Here is a 17,234-nt window from a genome sequence, read left to right as displayed (position 1 = left end):
CGTTAGCGCTGGAGCTCATCCCAGGGGTGAACTGGCACCACCTCTTCGGCCACTTCCGACTCATAGGTGCTGCGGAAATAGTCCATGGCTTTTTCCGCCTCACCCAGCTCATCAAACCGAGCAATGTGGTAGATCGCTTCGCCTTCATTAACCAAAGGCAGGTTGTTGACGCAAATGACAATCCCGGAGCAAGGCGCCATCACCGCCACCTCGCTTTCGCCAAAGGGGTCGGCCACGATGGCCAGCTTCTGTCCCTTGCGAACCTTTTGCCCGAGTTTGGCCACCGGGCGCATGATGCCATCCAGGTCTGAACGCACCCAGGTGGAGGTGGCGGCGGTTTCGGAGCGTTTTCTGGGCGCCTTGGGGCCCTTCTTCACCGGCACCATTTCCAGCTCCCGCATCACCCGCATCACCCCTCGGACCCCGCTGGTGATCACCACTTCATCGAAACGCAGGGCTTCCCCGCCTTCAAAGGTGATCACCGGAATATCGAGAGAATCCGCGTAGGCACGCAGGCTGCCCTCACGCAGGCTGGCGTTGAGAATGACCGGCGCCCCGAAGGCCTCGGCCATGCGCTCCGTTTCCGGGTTCTTCAGTTCAGCCCGGATCTGCGGCAGGTTGAAGCGGTTCAGCGCCCCGGTGTGCAGGTCGATGATGTGGGTCACGTTTTCCATCACCTGGGAACGCAGCAGATAGGCAATACGACCGCCCAGCGACCCCGTCTCAGTACCGGGGAAACAGCGGTTGAGGTCGCGGCGGTCTGGCAGGTAACGGGTGCGCTGGATGAAGCCGAAGATGTTGACGATGGGCACCGCCACCAGGGTTCCCCGGAGGTGGCGAAGGGCCGAATTGCGCAACAGGCGTCGAACGATTTCGACGCCGTTGATTTCATCACCGTGAATGGCCCCGCACACCATCAGCACTGGTCCATCACGACGACCGTGGATGACCTCCACCGGCAAGTGCAACGGGGTGTGGGTATAGAGTTTGGCAACCGGGATTTCTACCGTCGCCCGGGTTCCGGCCTTAATCTCGGTGTCCGCAATAACAAACGGTGCCCGACTGGCCTTTACCCCTGCCCTCTTGTTTTTGTTTTCCAAGGTTTCTGGTTCTTTTCTGTCCAGTTGATAATCATACCGGCGATGTTCTTACCGGTGGCATTTTCGATTCCTTCAAGCCCTGGGGAGGAGTTTACCTCCATAACCAGCGGCCCGCGCGCAGAACGCAGCAAATCGACGCCCGCCACGTTCAGCCCCATGGCTTTGGCCGCCGTCACCGCGGTACGGCGTTCCTCCGGGGTAATCCGTACCAGCGAAGCACTGCCACCACGGTGCAGGTTAGAGCGGAACTCACCCTCCGGTGCCTGGCGTTTCATCGCAGCAATCACCTTATCACCAATCACGAAACAGCGAATATCCGCTCCACCGGCTTCCTTAACGAATTCCTGAACCAGGATGTCCGCCTTCAAGCCCATAAAGGCTTCAATCACACTTTCCGCGGCCTTACGGGTTTCCGCCAGCACAACCCCGATGCCCTGGGTGCCCTGCAACAGCTTAATGACCACCGGCGATCCACCCACCATCTTAATCAGCTCCGGCACGTTATCGGGCTTGTTGGCAAACCCGGTCACAGGCATGCCGACGCCTTTGCGGGCCAGCAACTGCAAGGAGCGCAGCTTGTCCCGGGCACGGGTGATGGCTACAGATTCGTTCAACGGGAACACACCCATCATCTCGAATTGCCTCAACACCGCCGTGCCGTAGAAGGTTACCGAGGCACCGATACGGGGAATCACCACATCGAAATCTTCGAGGATCTCGCCGTGGTAATGAATCTTGGGGCTCGCAGAGGTGATGTTCATGTAACAGTGCAGGCAGTCAATTACATGCACTTCATGGCCCCGGTTAATCCCTTCCTCCACCAATCGACGGGTAGAGTACAGTGAGCGGTTGCGTGACAGAATCGCGATTTTCATGGCTCTCTCCCTGGCGCCGGCTCACCGGCCAAATACGAAGCTTCCGGCGAAACAACACAGCGTCCCGCCAATGCAGTGCGACCAATCAGCATGCGAAAACGCATGGTATCCCGGTTGGTCAGGGTCATTTCGATAGGCCAGCTGACATCGCCCATCTGCAGCGTGGTTGAAATCACCAACCGCAGCTCCTTGTGGCCACCAGAGTCGGTGACGGTGCGCTCGTCCACCACGAGGGCATCACACTCCACACTGGTGTGCAGCTCATTCTGAACCGGGTGCACCCAAAACCGGACGCGCCGCTGGCCGTCCACGGTATAAGGCTCGGTCCGGTAGGTATGCAAACAGGACGTGCGGGCCCCGGTATCCACCTTGGCCTTGACCCGGTCAATACCCAGTTCAGGCAAAGCCACCCACTCACGCCAGCCCAGACGCAACCGATCTTCGCCCATCGCTTCCGGGCTGAGCAGCTCCAACTCCGACGCCGATTCAGACATCAATCTGTTTCCTTTTGAAGAATTCGTACTATGACCAGGGCACCCTTGCCAATTGCCGCGAGCTAAGGTTCACTCCCGTCAGAAGCCGCTAACTATAATCAAAACCCCTGTCAGCGGCGACAGGCCAAGTCCGTGATTTCTTTGAAACGTTTTGACCTATAACAGGATAGACCATGACCCAACTCGTGTGGTTTCGGAACGACCTGCGCACCACCGACAATCCGGCCCTGACCGCCGCCTGTAGCAGCGGGGCACCCGTTAAAGCCTGCTACATCGTGACACCAGAGCAATGGCAGCAGCATGACTGGTCTCCGGCCAGGGTGCACTTTGTACTGGATAATTTACAAGCCCTGGGCAACCGGCTGGCCGAACTCGGCATTCCACTGGTCACGTTGTATGCAAAGCGGTTCGACGATTCCATTGCAACACTAAAGGATTTTTGTTGCCAGAATGCAGTTCAAACCCTGCACATGAACGCAGAATACGGCATCAATGAGCGCCGCCGGGACCGGACACTCAAAACGACGCTCGGCCCCGAAGGCCTGAAGGTCTGCACCTATCACGACCAATGCGTCGCCCCAGTCGGCAGTATTCTGACCGCCCAGGGCACTCCATATACCGTATTCACACCGTTTTATCGCCGGTGGTCACAATGGCTCCAGGAGCAGGGGCCGGCAATCTACCCCGAACCGTCGCCCGTGGGGCCGGCGCTGGCGCCACCTCTGCCGCCAAATGCCTCGCTGTTTCACGAGGATGCCCCGCCGCCCCTGGTCGCCTGCGGCGAACCCGCAGCACATCAGCGCCTGGGGCAGTTTCTGGACGAACAAGCGGGCCACTATGACCAGGACCGCGATTTCCCGGCCCGGACCGGCACCAGCCTGCTCTCTCCCTATCTCGCCAACGGCGTGCTGTCAGGCGGGCAGTGCTGGGCGGCGGCCTTACCCCATCAGGGCATGACCCCGGAGCAGCAGGGCGTCAGCACCTGGATCAAGGAACTGGCCTGGCGGGATTTCTACGTCCATATCCTGTACCACTTTCCGCGAGTCAGCATGAACCGCGCCTTCAAACAGGAAACCGAAGCCCTCGCCTGGAATAGCCCCGACACTCACCTGGATGCCTGGAAAGAAGGCCAAACCGGTGTCCCCATCGTGGACGCCGCAATGCGTCAACTTAACCAGACCGGCTGGATGCATAACCGCCTGCGCATGGTTGCAGCGATGTACCTCACCAAAAACCTGTTCATCGACTGGCGTCTCGGCGAGCGCTATTTCATGTCAAAGCTGGTGGATGGCTTCCTGGCGTCCAACAACGGTGGCTGGCAGTGGAGCGCGTCAACCGGCACCGACGCAGCACCGTATTTCCGGGTATTCAACCCGGTCAGTCAGAGTGAAAAGTTTGATCCGCAGGGAGAGTTCATCCGCCGTTACGTGCCGGAGTTGGCCGCTCTCGACAACAAACGCATACACCAACCCTGGCAAGGTGGGGTTATACCCGGAGGTTACCCCAGGCCGCTGGTCGACCTGAAGGAAAGCAGGAAAGAAGCCATCGCCCGGTTTCAGGCGTTAAAGGAAGGGTGAACCCCACATACTGGACAATCCGGGTCGCGGGCCAGGGCCATCTGACGCCACTCCATGCGCCAGGCATCCAGGATCAGCAAACGCCCCACCAGGGGTTCGCCTACCCCGCTGATCACCTTGATCGCCTCCATCGCCTGGCTGGCACCGATCATGCCGACGAGGGGCCCGACCACACCGGCTTCGGAGCAGGTCAGGTCTTCATTCCCCTCTTCAGGATAAAGGCAGTGGTAACACGGGCTGTCCGCGCGGCGGGAATCAAACACAGAGAGTTGGCCTTCGGCGCGGATCGCCGCCCCCGAGATCAAGGGCACCTGTTCACTGACGCAGGCCCGATTGAGGGCAAAGCGGGTGTGGAAGTTGTCGGTGCAATCCACCACCACCGTTGCCGAGGCCACCCGCGCAAGCAAGGCTTCGCCATCAAGGCGAGAGGTCACCACGTCAACCTCAACCTGGGGGTTAATGCTCCGAACCCTTGCCGCCAGCATCGCCGCCTTGCTCTCACCCACCTGGGCTTCACTGAAGGCCACCTGACGCTGCAGGTTACTGACATCCACCTGATCGTCATCCACCAGGGTCATCCTGCCCACCCCGGCGGCACCCAGATACAAGGCAACGGGACAGCCCAAACCACCACACCCAACCACCAGAACACGGGAGGCCTTGAGCTTTAGCTGACCTGCCACATCAAACGCTGGCAGCAACAACTGGCGGCTGTATCTCAACAACTCCTCATCAGTCAGCACTGGCTGTCTCCTTATTCCGGTTTGTCGGCCCATTGGCCCAGAGTGAGCCTGTCCTGTTGCCCGTAGTCCTGTCGCGATTCCACCAGGGAAAACCCGGCCTGACCAAACAACGCCTGCACCGCTGCTGCTTGGTCATAGCCATGTTCTACCACCAGCCAGCCCCCGGCCTTAAGCCAGCCTGGAGCCTGGGCAATGATCTGGCGCAGGTCGTCCAGTCCGTCGGAACCGGCCACCAGGGCCGTCTGCGGCTCAAATCGAACATCCCCCTGCTGCAGGTGGTGATCATTGGCGGCAATATACGGCGGGTTGGACACAATCAGGTCATAACGGCCCGCCGGTAAGTCATCGAACCAGTGGCTCAGGTGTATACGAACCGGCAGGTTCAGTCGGGAGGCATTATCACGAGCCAGGTCAACGGCGTCTGCCATGGCGTCACTGCCCTGCACCCGCCAGCCACGACGCTCACTGGCCAGCGCCAGGGCAATGGCTCCGGTGCCGGTCCCAAGGTCAAGCACCTCGGCATCATCAGGTAACGGCAGGGAAAGGGCCGTTTCCACCAGGCATTCGGTGTCGGCACGGGGAATCAGGGTGGCCGGGGTAACCCGCAAAGTCAGCGACCAGAAATCCTGTTCACCCAGCAGGTGAGCAATCGGCTCCCCCGCTACACGGCGGGCCAGCAGCTGCTCAAACGCCTGCTGCTGCTCAGGGCTGACGTCCCGTTCGGGCCAGGCCCGAAAACTGGTCCGGGACCAGCCAGTGACATGGCTCAGCAACAGCTCGGCATCCAGCCGCGGGGTGTCGCTATCGATCGCCGCAGCAGAAGCCTGGATCAGATGTTCACAGGTAAGCGATGACTCACTCATCAGACAGGCTGGCCAGCAACTCGGCCTGATGTTCCTGCAGCAAGGGGTCAATGATGGCCCCCAGATCGCCAGCCACCACTTCGTCCAGCTTGTACAGGGTCAGGTTGATGCGGTGGTCGGTCACCCGGCCTTGCGGGAAGTTGTAGGTGCGAATCCGCTCAGAGCGGTCGCCACTGCCCACCAGGCTCTTGCGGGTTTCCGCCTGGGATTTCTGGTGCCGCTCACGTTCCGCATCCCGAAGGCGGGTGGCCAGCAGGCTCATCGCCTTGGCCCGGTTCTTATGCTGGGAACGCTCTTCCTGACATTCCACCACAATGCCGGAGGGAAGGTGGGTCAGGCGAATGGCAGAGTCGGTCTTGTTGACGTGCTGGCCACCAGCGCCGGACGCGCGGAAAGTATCAACCCGCAGGTCGGCCTTGTTGATTTCGATAGCCTCGGCTTCATCTGCCTCCGGCATCACCGCCACGGTGCAGGCAGAGGTATGAATGCGGCCCTGGGATTCGGTTTCAGGCACTCGCTGCACCCGGTGGGCACCGGACTCGAATTTAAGGGCACCGTAGACGCCGTCCCCGGCCACGCGGCTGATGATTTCCTTGTAGCCACCGTGTTCACCGGGATTCTCACTAAGCACTTCCACCTGCCAGCGACGCCCTTCCGCGTAACGGGAATACATCCGGAACAGGTCACCCGCGAAGATCGCCGCTTCGTCACCGCCGGTTCCGGCGCGGATTTCCAGGAACACGCTCTTGTTGTCGTCCGGGTCCTTCGGCAACATCAGGCGCTGCAATTCCTCATCCAGCTCAACACTTTTCTGCTCAGCCAGCACCCGCTCCTCTTCCGCCATCGCTTTCATTTCCGGGTCGCCTTCATTGGCTAACTCGGCCGCGGCATCAATATCATCAAGGGCTTGTCGATAGGCACGAAAACACTGGACCACCGGCTCAATTTCCGCGAACTCCTGGGAAAGCACCCGGAATTTGTCCTGATTGGCAATCGTTCCCTGATCGCTCAACAACGCACTGACTTCCTCGTAGCGGTCAACCAACTGCTCGAGTCTGGCCTGAATCGATGGTTTCATAGTTTTTCCGGAGTGACGGAAACCTCATGGCTGTCCTGGGTTTCCAAATTGTGCAGTTCCCTCAGCCACTGGGTGGCTTCAACCCGACCTTCCGCCGTGGCCTTGCGCACCTGGCTGGTGGGTTCATGGAGAAGTTTGTTGGTCAGCCCCCGACCGAGGCTGCGAATCACTGTTTCGGCATCGGCACCGTTACGCAGCGCCCGAAGCGCCTTGGTTACCTCAGCATCGCGCAGGCGCTCCGCCTGCTCACGCAACAGCTTCAACGTCGAGACCGCATCCAGCGCCCTTAGCTGTCCAAGGAAATCCTGGGCGCCGGCCAGAATCAGATGCTCGGCCTCGCGTGCCGCCCCCTCACGGGAGCGGACATTTTCTTCAATCACCTGACGCAGGTCGTCAACGGTGTACAGGTAAACATCCGCCAACGATGCCACTTCCGGCTCAATGTCCCGGGGCACGGCGATGTCCACCATGAAATAGGGGCGATGCTTGCGCTTCTTCAACGCCCGCTCAACCGCACCTTTACCAAGGATAGGAAGTGGGCTGGCCGTTGAGGCAATGACGATGTCCACCTCCGGCAGGTAATCGGGGATGTCCGCCAATACGATACCGCGGCCCCCGTGGGCTTCTGCCAGGTTTTGGGCACGGTCGAGGGTCCGGTTGGCCACCAGGAAGTCTCGCACACCGGCATCAGCCAGGTGCTTTGCCACCAGCTCGATGGTTTTACCGGCGCCAATCAGCAGCGCCTTGTTGCGGGACATGTCCGAGAAGATATGGCTGGCCATGCTGACGGCCGCATAGGCCACAGAAACCGGGTTTTCACCAATGGCGGTGTCGGTACGAACCCGCTTGGCAACGGAGAAGGTTTGTTCAAACAGCCGTGAGAGGAAGGTGCCGCAGGAATCGTATTCCCGGGCCAGGGCGTAGGCATCCTTCAGCTGGCCAAAAATCTGCGGCTCCCCCAGCACCATGGAATCCAATCCGGAGGCAACCCGCATCATATGGCGAACAGCCTCGGCATCACGATGGAGGTAAACCGCATCTTCCAGATCGGCAGGGTCGAGGCCGTGGAACCCCGACAGCCAGCGCAGCACCATGGGTGCACAGTCATCGTCGCCTGCAAGGTAGAGTTCTGTGCGATTGCAGGTAGACAGAATCGCGGCTTCACTGGCTCCAGAAGCCGCCCGCAACTCGGCAAACGCCTCAGCCATGCGCTCGGGGGTAAACGCAATACGCTCCCGGAGTTCAACCGGGGCCGTGCGATGGTTAATGCCCAGCGTGAGTAGTGCCATATCGGGAGTAGAATGCCTTATTCGCCAGTAGCTTAAGCTTAACAGCCCATCAATGTGGGAGCTGTCAGGCAGCCGGATAATCCCCCATTTTACCGAGGGATATAGCAGCCCGCCACCCAAAACCCTACTGGAAACCTCGTACGTTGGGCTAAGAAGCCTCTATATTACGGGAACTACGGACAATTGCCGGAACCTCAGGGAGGTTAGGCAAGATCAAATGCTTATGCCATCATAGGGTTTCGCACTGGGGAGCCCCGGCGGGTTTCCGGCTCTTCTTCCCACGTTGTACCTCTATTACAGGACGCCGTATGCATAAACCTGTCTTGTTGATCGCCGCCAGCCTGTTTGGCCTGGCGTTGTCCGGCTGCGCCAGTCTCACGGATACCGCAGATCAGCCCGATCCCGCCAGGTTCGCCCACGAACCCGTCGTTGATCAAGGCGACAGCCCCATCAACTATGCCGAGTTTGAACCCGAAGTCCTCTACTTGCTGCTGTCTGCAGAGGTGGCCGGGCAACGGGGTCGCTACGATGTCACCCTGGTGAATTACGTAAGGGCCGCCGAACAGTCCCGCGACCTGGGCGTTATCCGGCGGGCCATGAGCATTGCCCAGTCACTGGGCGGGGACAATGCCCAGTTGCAGCTCGCCGGGCTCTGGCTGGAATCTGAGCCCGACAGCCTGGAAGCCCACAGGGTGATGACCATCCAGGCCATCAAGCGCGACCAGATGGACGACGCCCTGCAGCACATGGAGCAGATCATGAACCTGGGAGGGGATGGCGATTTTGACAATCTGGCCGCCATGTCCTCGACCCTGCCCCCTCACACCCAACAGGAATTGCTCGACCTCTATCAACAGCTCCTTGAGCGCCACCCCGACAACCTGGAGATTGACTACAGCATTGCCCTGCTGATGAAGATCAATCAACAACCGCAGGCCGCGCTGGATCACCTGGAGCCCCTGCTGGAGAAGTCCCCCAATTTCCAGCCCGCCGTCATGCTGAAAGGTGACCTGCTCTACGAAACCGGCGCCAATGCCCAGGCCCTGGATTACCTGCACCGACACACCCGCATTTACCCAGACAACCGCCAGATGGGCACCCTTTATGCCCGCATACTCGTCAATGAAGGCAATATGCGAGCCGCCCAGGACGAATTCGCCCGGCTCATGACGCGCTTCCCCGAGGTACCCGGCCTGCGCCTGTCCCATGCCCTGATCGCCCTGGAAAACAACGAGATTGACCTCGCCACCGATGACCTCAACGAGCTGATCGCTGAGGACCACCACGTTGATGAAGCCAACTTCTATCTGGGCAAAATCGCCGATGACGCCGGCCAGGTCCAGGAAGCCATTGCCTATTACGAGCGCGTCGCCCTGGGCTCCCACTATTTCCCGGCACTTTCCCGCGCCAGTGCACTGCGGGCAGAAACCGGCGACATTGATGGCGCACTGACCAACATCCGCACACTCCGGGAAGCCAACCCCAGCCAGGCCGAAAACTACTGGCTGATCGAAGTCAACCTGCTGATGGAGTCCGGGCGCACCGAAGCCGCCATCGACATGGCCACCACAGCCTTGCTGGATCAACCAGACAGCGTGCGCATCCGCTATGCCCGGGCCATGCTCCATGACAGCATCGACCATACCAGCGAAGCCGAAGCCGACCTGCGGGTGGTTCTGGAAAGCGAACCAGACAACGCGGTTACGCTGAATGCCCTGGGCTACATCCTCACCACCAAAACCGATCGGCTGGACGAAGCAGAAACGCTGATTCGCCGGGCCATTGAGCTGGAACCAAGCAACCCCGCCATTCAGGACAGCATGGGGTGGGTGCTCTTTCGTCAGGGCAACCACACCGAGGCACTGGAGTACCTGAAAACAGCCTACAGCAATTTCCGCGACCCAGAGGTTGCCGCCCATTACGGCGAAGTGCTGTGGGCCATCGGCCAGCGGGAACAGGCGCGCATCATCTGGCGCGAAGGCCTGTCCATGGACCGCGAACACCCCATTCTTAGGGAAACCATTCTTCGCCTGACAGGAGGTCAGGACCTGTGAAACTACGCTTTTCCACCCTGGCAGCCCTGGCCTTGTCGCTGTGGCTGTCAGCCTGCGCGACCATCTCCATCGAACCGCTGCCCGAGGGGCTGACCAACCAACCGCCCAGCGACTGGTCACAACGCCAGCTTCAGCTCCAGGCATTGCAGCACTGGCAGCTGCAGGGAAAACTGGCAGTACGGCAACCTTCAGACAGCGGCAGCGCCGTCATCAATTACTGGACACAGCACCAGGAGGCATTTGAACTGTCGCTGTCCTCGTCGTTTCTGGGGCTGGGTACCACCGAGCTCAAAGGCGTGCCGGGATTCATCTCCCTGACCCTGCCTGACGGCGAGACCTATCAGTCAGGTGACCCGGAAGGCCTGGTTCAGGCCGCAACCGGCTGGCAACTCCCCATCACCAGCCTGCCCTGGTGGATTCGCGGCCTGCCCAGCCCAGCCAGCGACTACAACCTGTTTTTTGACGCCGACCAGAAGGTCGCAATGATCCGTCAGGATGGCTGGGAAATCCGTTACGACCGCTGGAACCAGTTCATGGCTGACAAACCGGAACTGCCGGCACGCATCACAGCGGTCAAGGGCGAGAAGCGGGTACGGCTCGCCGTCACCCACTGGCAACCCCTGGGCGCGGAGCCATCACTGTGACGTTGACCCTGCCCTCCCCCGCCAAGCTCAACCTGTTCCTGCACATCAACGGCCGCCGTGATGACGGCTATCATGAACTGCAGACATTATTCCAGTTCCTCGATTACGGTGACGAGCTGTCCTTTACGCTCCGCGATGACGACCAACTGGCGCTCGAACCATCCCTGCCCGGCGTCCCGGACGAAGACAACCTGATCATCCGTGCCGCCCGCCTGCTCGCCGCACACAGCGACAAAGCCGTGCCCGGGGTGACCATCGCCATCAACAAACGCCTGCCCATGGGCGGTGGCCTCGGTGGCGGCAGCTCCAACGCCGCTACCGTTTTACTGGCGCTCAACCACCTCTGGCAGCTGGACCTGGAGATCGACACCCTGGCCAGCCTGGGCCTGCAACTGGGAGCTGACGTACCGGTCTTTGTCCGCGGCACCGCAGCCTGGGCCGAGGGCGTGGGCGAAATCCTGACCCCGGCAATGCCGCCGGAAGACTGGTTTGTGGTGTTGAAACCAAGCTGCGACATCAACACCGCAAAGATTTTTTCACAAGAAGGGTTGACAAGGGACACCCCTAGAATCAAAATAGCGCCCGCTTTTGAGGGAGACGCCTCGAGGTACCGAAACGACTGTGAGGATGTAGTTTGCAGACTGTATCCCGAGGTTAGAAAAAGCCTGGATTGGCTTTCACAATTCGGACCTGCAAGATTAACCGGAACCGGGGCTTGCATTTTTGGACGTTTCCCTACAGAATCCGCAGCCCGGATTATCTGGGAAAGCAAACCCTCCGGCATCAAGGGGTTCGTAGCTAAAGGGGTGAACCATTCACCTCTACACAAAAAGCTAACAGAGCTGAAATGATGCCAAAGAAGCACGATACTGGGGTGTCGCCAAGTGGTAAGGCAACGGGTTTTGATCCCGTCATGCGCAGGTTCGAATCCTGCCACCCCAGCCAATTTCCTCCCTCTTGTTCTGAATCCAACGCTGAGACTCTGAAGGATACCGTCGTGTCCAAACTGATGATTTTTGCTGGCAACGCTCACCCGGAACTCGCCCAGAGCATCGCCAAAAAGCTCGCCATTCCCATGGGCCAGGCCACTGTAGGCAAATTCAGCGATGGTGAGACCACCGTTGAAATCAACGAAAACGTTCGTGGCCACGACGTCTTTATTATCCAGCCCACCTGCAATCCGACCAACGACAACCTGATGGAGTTGATCGTGATGGCAGACGCACTGCGTCGAGCCTCAGCCACGCGGATCACCGCGGTTGTACCCTACTACGGCTATGCCCGTCAGGACCGCCGGGTGCGCTCAACCCGTGTCGCGATCAGCGCCAAAGTGGTTGCCGACATGATCTCCAGCATCGGCGTTGACCGGGTACTTACCGTTGACCTGCACGCTGACCAGATCCAGGGCTTCTTCGATATTCCCGTCGACAACATTTACGCCACACCCGTGTTGATGGAAGACATCGAAAGACAGAATTTCGAAAACTTTGTCGTGGTCTCCCCCGACGTTGGCGGCGTGGTTCGCGCCCGTGCCGTAGCCAAGCGCCTGAATGACGCCGACCTGGCCATCATCGACAAGCGCCGCCCGAAAGCCAATGTTTCACAGGTCATGCACATCATCGGTGATGTCAAAGACAAGACCTGTATCCTGGTAGACGACATTGTTGATACCGCGGGCACCCTGTGCAAAGCCGCCGACGCGCTGAAAGAACACGGCGCCTCGAAGGTTGTCGCCTACATCACCCACCCGGTGCTGTCAGGCCCAGCGGTCGACAACATCAACAAATCTACCCTGGACGAACTCGTTGTGTGCGACACCATCCCGCTGGATGACAAAGCCCGCAAGTGTGATAAAATTCGCCCCCTTAGCATGGCCGCCCTGCTGGCTGAGTCTATTCGTCGCGTCAGCAACGAAGAGTCCATCAGCCAGATGTTCGAGTAAGACTGGCCAGGCAAACTGATCCGGACCGGGAGCCCCTTTGGGCTCCCGGTCTATTTAAGCGGCCGAAAAACCAGAAGTTTCGGCCTTAACTAAGAAACCACCTGTAGCATCAGCCTGGTCGCGGGCCGCTCAGGTGCTGATTGAGGTAATACACATGTCTCAGGAATTCGTACTCGAAGCTACCCTTCGTGACGACCAGGGCAAAGGTGCGAGCCGCCGCCTGCGTCGCGAAGAAAGCAAACTGCCAGCCATCATCTACGGCGGTGGCAAAGACGCAACTGCTATCTCCCTGCAGCAGAAAGAGCTGTCCAAGGCTCTGGAAAACGAAGCATTCTTCTCCCACATCCTGACCATTAAGGTTGGTGATAACGAAGAAAGCGTTATCCTGAAAGACCTGCAGCGTCACCCGTACAAAACCACTCTGATCCACGCTGACTTCCTGCGCGTAGACAAAGATCACGAGATCCACGTTAACGTACCGCTGCACTTCGTTAATGAAGAAACTGCTCCGGCCATTAAGACTGAAGGTGGCAAAGTTTCCCACCAGATGACTGAAGTAGAAGTGATCTGTCTGCCGCAGAGCCTGCCTGAGTTCATCGAAGTGGACATCACTGACGTGGCTATGGACCAAGTCGTTCACCTGAGCGACCTGAAGCTTCCGGAAGGCGTTCGCATTGCTGCCCTGCAGCAAGGCCCGGATCACGACCTGCCGGTTCTGGCGATCCACAAGCCGAAAGGCGCTAAAGGCGACGAAGAAGCCGCTGCTGAAGGCGAAGGCGAGGAGTAATCCCGCCTGGGGTGACGGCAAATGGCGCAGCAAATTGTCATGGTGGTGGGACTGGGTAACCCCGGTGCCGACTATGAAAACACTCGTCACAACGCCGGCGCCCTGTTCGTCGAAGCTCTGGCCCGCCATGCGGGCCAGACGCTCCGTCCGGAAAAGAAGTTTCACGGCTTTTACAGCCGTATCCACTGGCAGGGACTCGACCTGCACCTCCTGAATCCGACCACCTTCATGAACCGAAGCGGACTGGCCATCAAGGCCCTGGCGGATTTCTACAAGCTCACGCCTGAGCAGATCCTTGTCGCTCACGATGAACTGGACCTGCCCCCGGGTACCGCCAAACTCAAACAAGGCGGTGGTCACGGTGGCCACAACGGTCTGCGCGACACCATCAACCACCTTGGTAGCAAAGAATTCCATCGCCTGCGCCTCGGTATTGGCCATCCTGGCGACGCCAAGAAAGTAACCGGCTACGTGCTCGGCCGCTTTGGCAAGCAGGAAACCGAACAGCTTGACGCCATCGTCGATGAAGCCATCCGGGTACTCCCCGATGCCAGCACCGGCAAAATGGCCGCCGCCATGAACCGACTCCACAGCTTCAAACCCGTTAGCTGAACACCGTCGTTTTCCGGCAACGCACTGCGGACACTCCGCACTCGCACCCTCCCCGTTCGACCGGTATAATCCGGCCACAATTTTCCGTATCAGCAGAGGCAATCCATGGGCTTTAACTGCGGCATCGTCGGCCTTCCCAACGTCGGCAAATCCACCCTGTTCAACGCACTGACCAAAGCCGGCATTGGCGCAGAGAACTTCCCGTTCTGCACCATTGAGCCCAACTCCGGCGTTGTGCCCATGCCAGACCCCCGCCTCACCAAACTGGCGGAGATCGTCAAGCCGGAGCGGGTGCTCCCCACCACCATGGAGTTCGTCGACATCGCCGGCCTGGTGGAAGGTGCTTCCAAAGGGGAAGGCCTTGGTAACCAGTTCCTGGCCAACATCCGCCAGACCGACGCCATCGCCCACGTGGTACGCTGCTTTGAAGACGAGAACGTCATCCACGTCTCTAACAAAGTCCACCCGGCAGCCGATATCGAAGTCATCAACACCGAGCTGGCACTGGCTGACATGGACACCGTTGAAAAAGCCATCAAGCGAGTCCAGCGCGTTGCCAAGAGTGGCGACAAAGCCGCCAAGGCCCAGGTGGAAGTCTTCGAAAAACTGCTGCCGGTGCTCAATGAAGGCAAACCCGTCCGCGGCATGGACCTGAGCGACGAAGAAAAGGTACTGATCCGCGAACTGTGCCTGCTGACCGTCAAGCCCACCATGTACATTGCTAACGTTAGCGAAGACGGCTTTGAGAACAACCCGCACCTGGACCAGGTACGGGAAATCGCCGCCGCCGAGAACGCCGTGGTGGTGCCTATTTGCAACAAGATCGAAGCAGAAATCTCCGAACTCGAAGATGACGAAAAGAGCATGTTCCTCGACGAGATGGGCATGGAAGAGCCCGGCCTGGACCGCGTTATCCGCGCTGGCTACAACTTGCTGGGCCTGCAGACCTACTTCACCGCCGGGGTGAAGGAAGTGCGCGCCTGGACCGTACGCATCGGCGCCACCGCCCCCCAGGCGGCTGGTGTGATTCACACAGACTTTGAACGCGGCTTCATCCGCGCCGAGGTCATCGGCTACGACAACTTCGTCGAATACAACGGCGAAGCCGGCGCCAAAGAAGCCGGAAAGTGGCGCCTGGAAGGCAAGGATTACATCGTCCAGGACGGTGACGTCATCCACTTCCGCTTTAACGTGTAATTTTTCAGAAAAAATGGCGCATTCCCCTTGACAGAATGCGCCGGTTTCTTGAAAATACGCGCCTCGTTTGGGGCATTGCCCAAGGCGAAATGGCAAGGTAGCTCAGTTGGTTAGAGCACAGCACTCATAATGCTGGGGTCGGCGGTTCGACTCCGCCCCTTGCTACCAGAATTGCATTAAAAAAGGCTCATCGCGCAAGCGTTGGGCCTTTTTTAATGCCCTTTGAACGTCGGAGCAACGCGACGACGACCCGAAGGGTGAGGACCAAAGGTCCGAATACTCCGCCCCGTCTTACAGCTTCCAACATCCCCCTCACCTCTCTCCCTTTAACAACGCTTTACAAGCAGAGGTCTAGCCAACAAGCCTATCCATCGACTAATCTTGCTTACGTTAGCCGATAGAAGGATCTAGAAGACGCTCCATGGACGTGACCGCCAACCTGCATGATTGCCAGCATTGTTCTGGCACCGGGACCTGTACGAACGGCCCAGAAGCATCTTCTTGCTACGCCTGCGCGATCAGAAACGAACTCCCCAGATGGCGGCGCTCAAACCAGCAGGGGTTGATGTGCGGGTCCTGTGGCGGAATTGGTAAGGCAGAACCGCTGACAGAAAGAATGAACAAACGCATAGCGCCTATGCTGGCGGTTTTTCTGTGCGGCATATTGGTAACCATGATTGCCCTTGCCGCCTTCCTGAAAAACCCATATTTTTCAGAACTACTTGCCTTTAGCAGTGCAATTGTAGTGGCTCAATGATTCCGGACACCAACGAAGGTGGTAAGATCGCCACCATAAACGAGGTGTCTGATGACCAGAAAGCGACGTTCCTTTACTCCTGAATTCAAGCAGGAAGCAGCCAGCCTGGTGCTGGATCAAGGTTACACCATTGCCCAGGCGAGTACGTCCCTGGGCGTGGGTGAAAGCGCCCTCCGGCGATGGGTGCAACAGCTAACGGATGAACGCGAAGGGATCACCCCGAAGGGCAAGGCCCTTACCCCGGAGCAACGCCGTATCCAAGAGCTGGAAGCCCGCTGTAATCGGCTGGAACGGGAGAAGGACATATTAAAAAAGGCTACTGCTCTCTTGATGTCGGACGAGATGAATCGTACGCGCTGATAGACCGATTGAGGGAGCAGGAGTCTACGGAATTGGTCTGTGAAGCGTTTGATATCAGTCGTTCCAGCTATTACGAGTACCGCCACCGGCAGAGCCACATAGACGTTGAGCGTCTGGCCCTGAAGGCTCGGGTAAACCGCTTGTTCACCAAGAGCCGCAGCTCTGCTGGCAGCCGGATGATTAAGGACATGCTCAGCGACGAAGGCATCAGCGTTGGCCGCTTCAAGGTTCGACGTCTGATGAGCGAACTGGGGCTGATCTGCAAGCAACCAGGCCCTCATGCTTACAAGCAGGCCACTGTTGAACGGCCGGATATCCCAAACCATCTGGCTCGTGAATTTGCAGTGGACCGGCCCAACCAGGTCTGGTGTGGTGACATTACCTACATCTGGAGCGGCCAGCGGTGGAGTTATCTGGCCGTTGTGCTGGATCTCTATGCACGCCGGGTCGTTGGCTGGAGCATGTCCTCCAGTCCGGATGCTGATCTGGTTGTAAAAGCTCTGGATCACGCTTGGGAACAGCGTGGTCGACCAGAAAAAGTCATGTTCCACTCGGATCAGGGAAGCCAGTACGCCAGCCGCAAGTTCCGTCAGCGGCTCTGGCGCTACCGGATGACGCAAAGCATGAGCCGGCGCGGCAACTGTTGGGACAACGCACCGATGGAGAGATTGTTCCGAAGCCTGAAATCAGAGTGGATACCGGCCTTGGGATATCGAAGCCTGTTGCAGGCAGAGAAGGATGTTGGTGGCTATCTGATGGGCTACTACAACCGGCAGCGACCACACTCATTCAACGGTGGCATTTCTCCGGTTGCTGCCGAGGAAAAACTTAAAATACTGTCCGGGATTAGTTGACCACTACA

The 17,234-nt window shown here is 58.9% G+C and carries 17 protein-coding genes and 2 tRNA genes; 12 read left to right on the top strand and 7 right to left on the bottom strand.

Annotated features, from left to right (window positions below; translation table 11 throughout):
- Positions 1 to 2: 2 nt before the first annotated feature.
- Genes BMZ67_RS05580 through BMZ67_RS05570 form a run of 3 tightly spaced genes read right to left on the bottom strand, consistent with a single transcriptional unit; the run spans position 3 to position 2,469 of the window.
- Positions 3 to 1,100 (bottom strand): succinylglutamate desuccinylase/aspartoacylase family protein, encoded by a 1,098-nt coding sequence (locus tag BMZ67_RS05580; protein ID WP_092020972.1) that lies wholly within the window; start codon positions 1,098 to 1,100, stop codon positions 3 to 5.
- Positions 1,070 to 1,975, bottom strand: coding sequence for a 30S ribosomal protein S6--L-glutamate ligase (rimK, locus tag BMZ67_RS05575; protein WP_092020971.1), 906 nt, complete (start codon positions 1,973 to 1,975; stop codon positions 1,070 to 1,072). Before rimK ends, BMZ67_RS05580 begins: the two co-directional genes overlap by 31 nt.
- Positions 1,972 to 2,469 carry an ATP-dependent zinc protease family protein gene (locus BMZ67_RS05570; protein ID WP_092020970.1) on the bottom strand — a complete coding sequence of 166 codons (498 nt, stop codon included), beginning with the start codon at positions 2,467 to 2,469 and terminating at the stop codon, positions 1,972 to 1,974. The genes rimK and BMZ67_RS05570 overlap by 4 nt, the downstream gene beginning before the upstream one ends.
- 173 nt (positions 2,470 to 2,642) lie before the next feature.
- Between BMZ67_RS05570 and phrB the strand changes: the two genes are divergently transcribed.
- On the top strand, positions 2,643 to 4,046 hold the full coding sequence (gene phrB, locus BMZ67_RS05565; RefSeq protein WP_092020969.1) for a deoxyribodipyrimidine photo-lyase: 1,404 nt from the start codon (positions 2,643 to 2,645) through the stop codon (positions 4,044 to 4,046).
- On the opposite strand, the gene BMZ67_RS05560 is transcribed toward phrB, so the two are convergent.
- Genes BMZ67_RS05560 through hemA form a run of 4 tightly spaced genes read right to left on the bottom strand, consistent with a single transcriptional unit; the run spans position 4,025 to position 8,019 of the window.
- On the bottom strand, positions 4,025 to 4,789 hold the full coding sequence (locus BMZ67_RS05560; protein ID WP_092020968.1) for a HesA/MoeB/ThiF family protein: 765 nt from the start codon (positions 4,787 to 4,789) through the stop codon (positions 4,025 to 4,027). The genes phrB and BMZ67_RS05560 overlap by 22 nt on opposite strands.
- Before the next feature lie 11 nt (positions 4,790 to 4,800).
- Positions 4,801 to 5,652 (bottom strand): peptide chain release factor N(5)-glutamine methyltransferase, encoded by an 852-nt coding sequence (gene prmC / locus BMZ67_RS05555; RefSeq protein ID WP_175481848.1) that lies wholly within the window; start codon positions 5,650 to 5,652, stop codon positions 4,801 to 4,803.
- The gene (prfA, locus tag BMZ67_RS05550; protein ID WP_092020967.1) at positions 5,645 to 6,730 is read right to left on the bottom strand and encodes a peptide chain release factor 1; all 1,086 of its coding nucleotides are present in this window, start codon (positions 6,728 to 6,730) and stop codon (positions 5,645 to 5,647) included. Before prfA ends, prmC begins: the two co-directional genes overlap by 8 nt.
- On the bottom strand, positions 6,727 to 8,019 hold the full coding sequence (gene hemA, locus BMZ67_RS05545; RefSeq protein ID WP_092020966.1) for a glutamyl-tRNA reductase: 1,293 nt from the start codon (positions 8,017 to 8,019) through the stop codon (positions 6,727 to 6,729). The genes prfA and hemA overlap by 4 nt, the downstream gene beginning before the upstream one ends.
- A gap of 308 nt (positions 8,020 to 8,327) precedes the next feature.
- Between hemA and BMZ67_RS05540 the strand changes: the two genes are divergently transcribed.
- From BMZ67_RS05540 to BMZ67_RS05495, 11 genes are all read left to right on the top strand, one after another.
- Complete coding sequence (locus BMZ67_RS05540) at positions 8,328 to 10,073, top strand: tetratricopeptide repeat protein (protein WP_092020965.1); 1,746 nt, start codon at positions 8,328 to 8,330, stop codon at positions 10,071 to 10,073.
- Positions 10,070 to 10,717 carry a lipoprotein insertase outer membrane protein LolB gene (lolB, locus tag BMZ67_RS05535; RefSeq protein WP_092020964.1) on the top strand — a complete coding sequence of 216 codons (648 nt, stop codon included), beginning with the start codon at positions 10,070 to 10,072 and terminating at the stop codon, positions 10,715 to 10,717. The genes BMZ67_RS05540 and lolB overlap by 4 nt, the downstream gene beginning before the upstream one ends.
- The gene (ispE, locus tag BMZ67_RS05530) at positions 10,708 to 11,568 is read left to right on the top strand and encodes a 4-(cytidine 5'-diphospho)-2-C-methyl-D-erythritol kinase (RefSeq protein WP_092020963.1); all 861 of its coding nucleotides are present in this window, start codon (positions 10,708 to 10,710) and stop codon (positions 11,566 to 11,568) included. Before lolB ends, ispE begins: the two co-directional genes overlap by 10 nt.
- 19 nt (positions 11,569 to 11,587) lie before the next feature.
- Positions 11,588 to 11,662, top strand: a tRNA-Gln gene (locus tag BMZ67_RS05525).
- A 52-nt stretch (positions 11,663 to 11,714) separates the two neighbouring features.
- A complete protein-coding gene (locus BMZ67_RS05520; protein WP_092020962.1) occupies positions 11,715 to 12,659 on the top strand; it encodes a ribose-phosphate diphosphokinase in 945 nt (314 codons plus the stop codon).
- Between the two features lie 154 nt (positions 12,660 to 12,813).
- Complete coding sequence (locus BMZ67_RS05515; protein WP_092020961.1) at positions 12,814 to 13,446, top strand: 50S ribosomal protein L25/general stress protein Ctc; 633 nt, start codon at positions 12,814 to 12,816, stop codon at positions 13,444 to 13,446.
- 21 nt (positions 13,447 to 13,467) lie between these two features.
- Complete coding sequence (gene pth / locus BMZ67_RS05510) at positions 13,468 to 14,058, top strand: aminoacyl-tRNA hydrolase (RefSeq protein WP_092020960.1); 591 nt, start codon at positions 13,468 to 13,470, stop codon at positions 14,056 to 14,058.
- A 105-nt stretch (positions 14,059 to 14,163) separates the two neighbouring features.
- Positions 14,164 to 15,255 carry a redox-regulated ATPase YchF gene (gene ychF, locus BMZ67_RS05505; RefSeq protein WP_092020959.1) on the top strand — a complete coding sequence of 364 codons (1,092 nt, stop codon included), beginning with the start codon at positions 14,164 to 14,166 and terminating at the stop codon, positions 15,253 to 15,255.
- Between the two features lie 91 nt (positions 15,256 to 15,346).
- Positions 15,347 to 15,423, top strand: a tRNA-Met gene (locus BMZ67_RS05500).
- Positions 15,424 to 15,676: 253 nt separating this feature from the next.
- Entirely contained in the window at positions 15,677 to 16,012 is a 336-nt protein-coding gene (locus tag BMZ67_RS18475; protein WP_139214331.1) for a molecular chaperone DnaJ, read from the top strand.
- Positions 16,013 to 16,063: 51 nt separating this feature from the next.
- Positions 16,064 to 17,226 (top strand): IS3 family transposase gene (locus BMZ67_RS05495; protein ID WP_092020958.1). Its coding sequence is split into 2 segments (ribosomal slippage): positions 16,064 to 16,319 and positions 16,319 to 17,226, totalling 1,164 coding nucleotides; the frame shifts between segments, so codons are not numbered across the junction.
- Positions 17,227 to 17,234: the final 8 nt, after the last annotated feature.

It is taken from the genome of Marinobacter zhejiangensis, from assembly GCF_900114775.1.
GTDB lineage: Bacteria > Pseudomonadota > Gammaproteobacteria > Pseudomonadales > Oleiphilaceae > Marinobacter > Marinobacter zhejiangensis.
Note: the sequence above shows the minus strand (reverse complement) of the source record. Positions and strands in the feature narration are given on the sequence as shown.

What these genes read in the sequence shown, in the direction of transcription:
- BMZ67_RS05540 (WP_092020965.1), top strand. Translation starts at nt 8,328, where the DNA reads ATGCATAAACCTGTCTTGTTGATCGCCGCCAGCCTGTTTGGCCTGGCG.
- phrB (WP_092020969.1), top strand. Translation starts at nt 2,643, where the DNA reads ATGACCCAACTCGTGTGGTTTCGGAACGACCTGCGCACCACCGACAAT.
- rimK (WP_092020971.1), bottom strand. Translation starts at nt 1,975, where the DNA reads ATGAAAATCGCGATTCTGTCACGCAACCGCTCACTGTACTCTACCCGT.
- prfA (WP_092020967.1), bottom strand. Translation starts at nt 6,730, where the DNA reads ATGAAACCATCGATTCAGGCCAGACTCGAGCAGTTGGTTGACCGCTAC.
- prmC (WP_175481848.1), bottom strand. Translation starts at nt 5,652, where the DNA reads ATGAGTGAGTCATCGCTTACCTGTGAACATCTGATCCAGGCTTCTGCT.
- BMZ67_RS05570 (WP_092020970.1), bottom strand. Translation starts at nt 2,469, where the DNA reads ATGTCTGAATCGGCGTCGGAGTTGGAGCTGCTCAGCCCGGAAGCGATG.
- pth (WP_092020960.1), top strand. Translation starts at nt 13,468, where the DNA reads ATGGCGCAGCAAATTGTCATGGTGGTGGGACTGGGTAACCCCGGTGCC.
- BMZ67_RS05515 (WP_092020961.1), top strand. Translation starts at nt 12,814, where the DNA reads ATGTCTCAGGAATTCGTACTCGAAGCTACCCTTCGTGACGACCAGGGC.
- hemA (WP_092020966.1), bottom strand. Translation starts at nt 8,019, where the DNA reads ATGGCACTACTCACGCTGGGCATTAACCATCGCACGGCCCCGGTTGAA.
- BMZ67_RS18475 (WP_139214331.1), top strand. Translation starts at nt 15,677, where the DNA reads ATGGACGTGACCGCCAACCTGCATGATTGCCAGCATTGTTCTGGCACC.
- ychF (WP_092020959.1), top strand. Translation starts at nt 14,164, where the DNA reads ATGGGCTTTAACTGCGGCATCGTCGGCCTTCCCAACGTCGGCAAATCC.